Origin of the sequence: Streptomyces blattellae, from assembly GCF_009709555.1 — a bacterium.
GTDB lineage: Bacteria > Actinomycetota > Actinomycetes > Streptomycetales > Streptomycetaceae > Streptomyces > Streptomyces blattellae.
On sequence record NZ_WJBG01000193.1, the window covers coordinates 64,169 to 71,199 of the forward strand.

Annotated in this window: 6 protein-coding genes; all 6 read right to left on the minus strand. The window is 71.2% G+C overall.

The window, feature by feature from the left end; all coding sequences use genetic code 11:
- Positions 1-28 precede the first annotated feature (28 nt).
- A complete protein-coding gene (gene chsH3, locus GFH49_RS25870; protein ID WP_155058492.1) occupies positions 29-919 on the minus strand; it encodes an enoyl-CoA hydratase ChsH3 in 891 nt (296 codons plus the stop codon).
- 95 nt (positions 920-1,014) lie between these two features.
- Complete coding sequence (locus GFH49_RS40420; RefSeq protein WP_230396491.1) at positions 1,015-1,440, minus strand: DUF6087 family protein; 426 nt, start codon at positions 1,438-1,440, stop codon at positions 1,015-1,017.
- A gap of 12 nt (positions 1,441-1,452) precedes the next feature.
- Entirely contained in the window at positions 1,453-2,616 is a 1,164-nt protein-coding gene (locus GFH49_RS25875) for a methyltransferase domain-containing protein (protein ID WP_230396492.1), read from the minus strand.
- A 655-nt stretch (positions 2,617-3,271) separates the two neighbouring features.
- The gene (locus GFH49_RS25880; RefSeq protein ID WP_155058493.1) at positions 3,272-3,712 is read right to left on the minus strand and encodes an ATP-binding protein; all 441 of its coding nucleotides are present in this window, start codon (positions 3,710-3,712) and stop codon (positions 3,272-3,274) included.
- Positions 3,713-3,962: 250 nt separating this feature from the next.
- Positions 3,963-5,108, minus strand: coding sequence for a methyltransferase domain-containing protein (locus GFH49_RS25885; RefSeq protein ID WP_155058494.1), 1,146 nt, complete (start codon positions 5,106-5,108; stop codon positions 3,963-3,965).
- Positions 5,109-5,462: 354 nt separating this feature from the next.
- Positions 5,463-6,890 (minus strand): IS1182 family transposase, encoded by a 1,428-nt coding sequence (locus tag GFH49_RS25890; protein ID WP_456243052.1) that lies wholly within the window; start codon positions 6,888-6,890, stop codon positions 5,463-5,465.
- Positions 6,891-7,031: the final 141 nt, after the last annotated feature.

Genomic DNA, 7,031 nt, shown 5'->3' on the forward strand with positions numbered 1-7,031 from the left:
ACGGGTGCTGACGGGTGCGGGACGGTGCTCACGGGTGCTGGGTGATGGTGACGACTGTGTCGGCGAGCACGGGCGCGTCGTCCCGTTCGACCGCGCTCACGGCGACCCGGACGGCGGCTGCCGCCTCCTGGCGCCACATGCGGATGCGCAGGGTCTCGCCCGGGTGGACGACCCCGGCGAACCGTGTGGCATACGACCGCACGCGGGCGGTGTCGCCGCCGAGCAGTGTGTCGACGACCGCCTTGAGCGTCATGCCGTAGGTGCACAGCCCGTGCAGGATGGGCCGCTCGAACCCGGCGACCTTGGCGAACTCCGGGTCGGCGTGCAGCGGGTTCCAGTCGCCGGAGAGGCGGTAGAGGAGGGCCTGGTCCTCGCGGATCGGCCGCTCGACGACCTTGTCCGGCTCACCGGCGGGCGGTTCCAGGCGCGCGGACGGCCCGCGGTCGCCGCCCCATCCCCCTTCTCCCCGTACGAAGATCTGCGCGTCGTTGGTCCACAACGGGCCCTCGGCGTCGGTCACTTCGGTGCGCATGACGAGGACGGCGGCCTTGCCCTTGTCGTAGACGGCGGCGATACGGCCGGTGGCGGTGGCCGTGCCCTGCACCGGGATCGGCCGGTGGACGGTCAGGGACTGGCCGCCGTGCAGGACACGGGCCAGGTCGACCTCGATGCCGGGCATGGACAGGCTGCTGATCACGCCGGGCGAGCCGCTGCCCGCGACGGTGGCGAAGCTCGGCAGGACGTGCAGCCGGGATTCCAGGGTGTAGCGCAGTTCGTCGGGGTCGGTGGCGGGGGTCTCCTTGTCGGGATTCGCACCGGCGCCCACCCCCAGGTGGTAGAGCTGCACGTCCTTGTGGTCCCAGGCGATCTCGCCGGAACGGGGTTCGGCGGCGAGCGCCTTGGCTGCGTCGATGGGCATGGGACTCCTGACATGACCGGAGGGCAAGACCTCGGCGCGGCCGTCCGCACCGTCGGCCGCACCGAGGTCATCACGGGGCCGCGGAACCCGCCCATCTAGAACGCGTTCCAGTACGGCGCCCTCTGTATAGCCCAGGGCTCCGAAGTTGTGAAGGCTCCTGACAGGGTGTCAGGCGTGGGGGGGCGGGTGTCGGCAGACGGTGCGGGCCTGCGGTGCCGTCCCCGGCACGGCCCGAGGCAAGGCGGTGAGGCCTGGGCGTCCGGCCCGCACTCGGGTTCAGGCTGTGGCGCATGGCCGAGGAATTCGCGCGCGGCGCCCGCGTTCGGGGCGATGCCGACCGTTGCCCACATATGTCCGTCCCACTCCAGCAAGGCCCTCGGGCCGTCCGGGTCGACGTGGGACGCCTTCGGACCAGGGGCGAGCGGGACGGCGCGACGGGCGCCGGTGACCTGCCGGTCGGCGGCCCGGCGCCGCTCCCGCCGGGCCGCCCACTCCTCCAGCGGCTCATCCTCGGGTCCCACGGTGCGCCTCTTCTAACGGGCCGCCGTCTGCGGTACCGGCTGGCCCGGCTCGTCCAGCCACACCGTAGCGCCGGACGGGTCGACGGTGAGTCCGTATTGCTCGACAGAAGGACGTGCGCGAACCTCCCACCAGCGGTGCGCGGCCTCTACCTCGTCCCACAGACGCCTGGGGCCGTGCTGGTAGACGATCGCCGGTCCTTCGTCGGGCCAGCGGGCGGCGGCCCAGGAACGGTCACGCAAGCTGTACCACCAGGCGGCCGAGGTGCCGTCCGGCTCCGCGTAGGCGGTGTGAGCACAGTCCGGCACAGCCAGGCCGAGGGCATACCGCGCGGCGTCGAGTTCCGTCGGCGGAAGGTCGGCGGTGCGCTTGCTGGCAGTCGACCAGTCGGTGACGTACTCGTCATGGTCCGGGTAGGGGGCACGGCCATGTCTGTCCTTCATGAACTCCACGGCCCGGGTGAAGCGCCCCGACGCCGCGCCGTCCTTCACCACCAGGCGGCCCACGGCGTCACGGTTGCTGTAGTACGTCCCCCATGGGACGACGATCACGCCGCCGGGACGGGTCTGCGTGATCCACGTGGTGGGAACGATGCGCACCGCGTAGGTGGCCAGCAGCCGGTCATAGAGGGCTGCGGGCGGGTAGCCGTAGGCGCCGTCGCCCACCACGGTGGTCACGTACAGGCCGAGGCGGCACAGGCATTCACGGGCGCGGCGGGACACCGCGGGATCCACGTCGACCGTGAAGACGTTTCGCCAGCCGCATCGGTGGGCGAGGAGCGCGGCGGTTTCACCGACACCGGTGCCGATGTCGAGCACGCGCATGCCGGTGTCCGCGTCCAGGTCGCGGAGCATGCCGTACACGACGCTCGGCGCGCTGGCTGAGCTGGTCGGCGTGTGTCCGGGTGCGGTTCCTCGGTGCTGCCCGTCGTCCCACTGGGTGACGATCGGCATGTCCGTGTCGGCATAGCCGTACCAGGCGGCGTCATCCTGCGCGCGGTCGATGATGGCGGCCGTGGCGGTGGCCATGTCCCACGGCCACATCAGATCCGGCAGGAAGGCGGCGCGGTCCACGGCCGCGAATGAGGGTGCCCAGTCCGAGGTGAGGGCGCCGGTCCCCATGAGGCGGCGCCCCAGCCGCGTACGGCCGGGGCGCTCCTGGCGCTGCGTGCTGGTCACTTTCGGTGGCCTCCGTCACCGGGCGGGCCGGAGCCGTCGGGGGACGGCGGCGAGGGCGGGGGCGGGGGTTGGATCGGGGCCGGAGGGCCTTGGTGCTTTCCCACGGTGGTACCTCCTGTGTCGGCTCGTCGGGGCGGCCATTGCGGGGGGTGTGCCGGGACCGCCCGGCGGGTCCGGTCCCGGGATGGGCTGCTTGGGCGGCGTGCTCATCAACTCACCTGGCCTTCCGTCGGGTTGGGTGGACGCCCGCCCCGGGCCTGCGCACGGGGCACGGGCGGGCGGCCCTGCGGGGGACGTGCCAGCCTTCCCCCGGTCCGGCCGGTCCTTCGGTGACGACCGGGGGTCTTGGTGTCCGGACCCATGCCGCGCAGCCACGGGGTTGTGCCAGCCGCCCGGGTGCGTCCGGGGTGGGGCGGAAGATCACGTGCTGTGCGGGGTCTGCGGCGGCATGCGCGCGCCGGGGCCGGGTGCACGGCGGTGTCCATCTCGGGTAGGGCGCGGGGTGGGAGTGCGGGACGGTCGCGTCGTATGCGCAGGTGATCGATCTGCGCATCCAGGATCACCGCGAGCCAGGGAGGGCAACGCGGAGGGCGGTGAGGACGCTGACGACGGAACCGGGCAGAGATCTCGCGGATTGCGGCGTTCTGCGTATGGGTCATGCGGTCAGTTCCGCCCACACGCGCTTCCCGCCTGCGGGTCCGGTGTCTGCGTCCCATCGCGAGGAGAGCGCGGCGACGACGGCCAGGCCGCGGCCGTGTTCGCTGTCGTTGCCTGGAGTGCGGCGCACAGGACGGCGGGGTGAACTGTCGCTCACCGTCATGCGCACCGTGTGCGTGGTGGGGAGTTCCACGGTGAGACGGAAGTGGCCAGGACCGTCCTCCGTGGCCCGGCTGCCGTGCCGTAGGGCGTTGGTGGCCAGTTCGCTCACGATGAGTTCAGCATCATCGGTGATGGAGTCGCGATCCCAGCATGTGAGGGTGGTCCTGACCGACATTCGGGCGAGCGAGACGCTTTCCGGCAGGCACACGAAGGTTTGTGTGTACTCGGGATGCGGTTCTGCCTGACGTACAGGGGATGGGGCCGTCATCATCGTCATCGTCACGCCTCGGGTTCGGGAGGGCTGGCCGCCCCTCACGGAGGAAGGGGCGGGCGATCGCCGCGCCCTGTGGTGCGGCGATGCCCAAGACTGCGCCCTGCCCGGGTGTCACCACCATGTCGCGCCGGATATCACCTGACCCGCTTTCGGGTGGCGCGATGTCCACCCCAGTAGCGTCAACGTGGCATGTGCGGCTGCAGTGTTGCGCAGGCGGGCGCGGACTGTCAGGGCAGCGTCCGCAGTGCCGGAGCTATCGCGCCCCCATGGATGCGCGCCACCGCCCACGGGACAGATGGCACACCCCATCGGGCGTGATGCGGACGCGCGCACCGAGCAACGGCAACGCGCCTTCCGCGTTCAGCCGGTTGCGGATGCGTTCCAGGGCATCCCACAGACGTTGCGGGCCGCTCTGGTGTACTTCCGGCGGGTCGGTCCACTCGGCGGACGCGCGTGCCCATGATCCGTCCGGGTGCACCAGGTAGGCGGTTCGTGTCCGCCCGCTGGTCTCGTATCCGAGTTCCACGCCCGGTGTGGTGACTTCCAGCATGGACCGGAGTTCCCACGCGTTCGCCACGTCCACCACGGGATAGCGACCCGTGCTCGTCTCGCCCCCGTCTGACTCACGGGCGAGGACGAACAGCTCGGCGAGGGCGGGCGGGTAGTCGTCGCCGGACCGGGTGAGCATGAAACCCGCCATGTCCCGTTCCACCTGCCCCACCACGTCCCCGTTCCGGTTCTTCCATCCGGTGATGATCAGGGACGTGCGCGCGAGCGTTGTTGCGATGCGTCCGCCGGGTTCCAGTGCAGTGAGCACCGCGCGGAGTCCCGGACCGGGGGCGAGGGCGACCGTGCACACGATGCGGTCATACGAGCCCGGCACGTCCTCGGTGGCGTCCGCTGCGATCATCTTCGGGTGGTAGCCCATGCCCGCGAGCCGGTCCCGCGCTGCACTGACTAGGTACGGGTCCACGTCCAGACTCGTCACGTGCTCGTCCCCGAGTCGGTGACAGGCGTACGCGGTGAGCCCGCCGGCTCCGGTGCCCAAGTCCAGCAGGGACAGCCCGTCCCCGAGTCGCCCGTGTCGCAGCATCCGCACGACCAGACTCGGCATGGTGGCGGACGACGTGGGCAGTCCCTCGGGCCGGTCTCCGGGCTCGGCATGGTCGGCGTGCAGCGTGCCAACCCTGGTGATCAGGGACCGGTCCGCGTACGCGGCTTCCATCCACGCGTCCGGCTCGCTCGCGCCGTCGCGCAGTATCCACCGGCCCGAGTCGTCCACGTCCCACCAGCGCGGGACCAGTTCGTGACGGGCGACGCGTGCCACGGGGGTGAGCCACCGTGAATCCGGGTCGGTCACCTGGTCCGCGAGGGTGCTTGCCTTGCTCTCCCAATCCATGTTGCCGAGCCTTCCAGGTCAGTACGCGGGGTCACAGGCTTCGGTGTTCGCGGGGTCACAGTCGCCCGAGTCGTCCGGCGTACACGCGGCGCGAGGGGTGGGAACGCTTGCCGAGAGTTGCGCCCACGCCGTACCGCCGAGCAGATCGGCGAGCGGGGTTTCCCGGACGTTGCCCGCCGGGAAGTCGCGCGAGAGCACGCACCCGGCTAGGAGCGTGTCTCAGTAACGGGCAACTGGCCGGGAGGTCGTGATCGGCGGGATCGGTCGCGGTGGTCCGGTCAGCGCCTGTGGGGCCGACGGGCGGGTCGGTCGGGCCGGGATTTCGGCCCGCGGTGGCCGGGGCGGCCCGGTTGGTCAGTCGGCCGCGGCGGCGAGGCCGGTCGGTCCGGCGTGGCGGAAGATCTTGCGGAGGTTGTGGCAGGCGGCAAGCAGTCGCCACTCGCCGCGGGCGCCGTCTTCGCCGCGCAGGAGGAGCCGGCGGCCGTTGTGGCAGGTCATGATCTGTCCGAAGACGGGTTCGACGATGGCCTTGCGGCGGGCGTAGGCGGCCCGGCCGGGCTTGGTCCGCAGCTTGCGGGCCATGCGCTCCTTCAGCGTGGCGTCCTTGGGGATGCGTCCGCGTGGAGCGGGCGGAACCTGCTCGTCGTGGGCCAGTCGGCCGGTGGCCATGAACGTGTCGGTGCCGCAGGCCAGTTGGCGGTCCTTGGCGGCTTCGAGGTTGGCTTCCGAGCAGTATCCGGCGTCGACCAGCGCCTGCTTGGGGTGGGCGCCGGTGTTCGCCGCGGACTGGTCAAGCATCAGGGTGTAGTTCAGCGCGTCCGAGGGGTTGCACGTCACGTCGGCGGCGGTGATGACCTGGTGTTCCTCGTCGACTACGGCCTGCGCGTTGTAGGCCTGGATGTAGGCGCCGTCGCTGTTCTTCATGATCCGCGAGTCGGGATCGGTGAAGTTGGCCTGCGCCTTGGGCTTGGGCCGGGCCCTGGCGGCGGTCGCCTCGCCGGCGTCGGTGACGGCCTGCTCATCACTGGTGCCGGCGCGCTGCTGACGGCGGCGTTCCTTGTCCTCGGCATGCTTGCGGGCCTTGTCGGCGGCCTCGGCCTCGATCTGCGCGCGGGCGGCCTGCAGCTTCGCCAGGCGCTTTTCACGCCGGTCCAGTTCGGCGGGCAGGTCCACCTCCTTGCCGTCCACGCCGAAGACCTGGTCCTCGGCTTCGTCGGCGGCCTCCGCGTCGGCCAGCAGTGCCTGGGCCTTCGCTTCCAGCTGGGCGATCTCGGCCTCGATCCGCTCTTCCTTGTCGACCAGGCGGCCGTAGCTCATCGCCTTGTGCTTGGAGGCACTGGCCTCCAGCTTGGTGCCGTCCAGCGCGACGCGGCCCATCTTGACCAGGCCGAGTCGCATGGCCAGGTGCAGCGACTGGGTGAACAGACCGGCCAGTGCGTCCAGGTGGCGGCGGCGGAACCGGGCGATCGAGCGGAAGTCGGGGGCCTGGCCGGCGGCCAGGAACCGGAACGCGACGTCGTCGGCCATGCGGCGCTCGATCGCCCGGGAGGAGCGCACCCCGGTGGTGTAGCCGTAGATCAGCAGCCGCACCATCAGCCGGGGGTCGTAGGGCGGGTAGCCGCGCTTTTCGGTGTAGTCCGCCAGGACCGGTCCGAGGTCGAGCACCTCGTCGACCAGGTCGGCGACGAACCGGGCCGGGTGGTCCTCGGGCAGCCAGTCATCCAGCGACGGCGGCAGCAGCAGGACCTGATGCGGGTCGAACGCCCGGAACGTCTTGTCCACCGCCACCGCAGGACCCATCGGCCGCTTCTTCTCGACCGGCTCGACCTCGAACAGCCCATCCCCACCATGCATACCGTGATCATCCCGCACCAATGATCACGAACCATAGGCGGGTTGCCCGTTACTGAGACACGCTCCTAG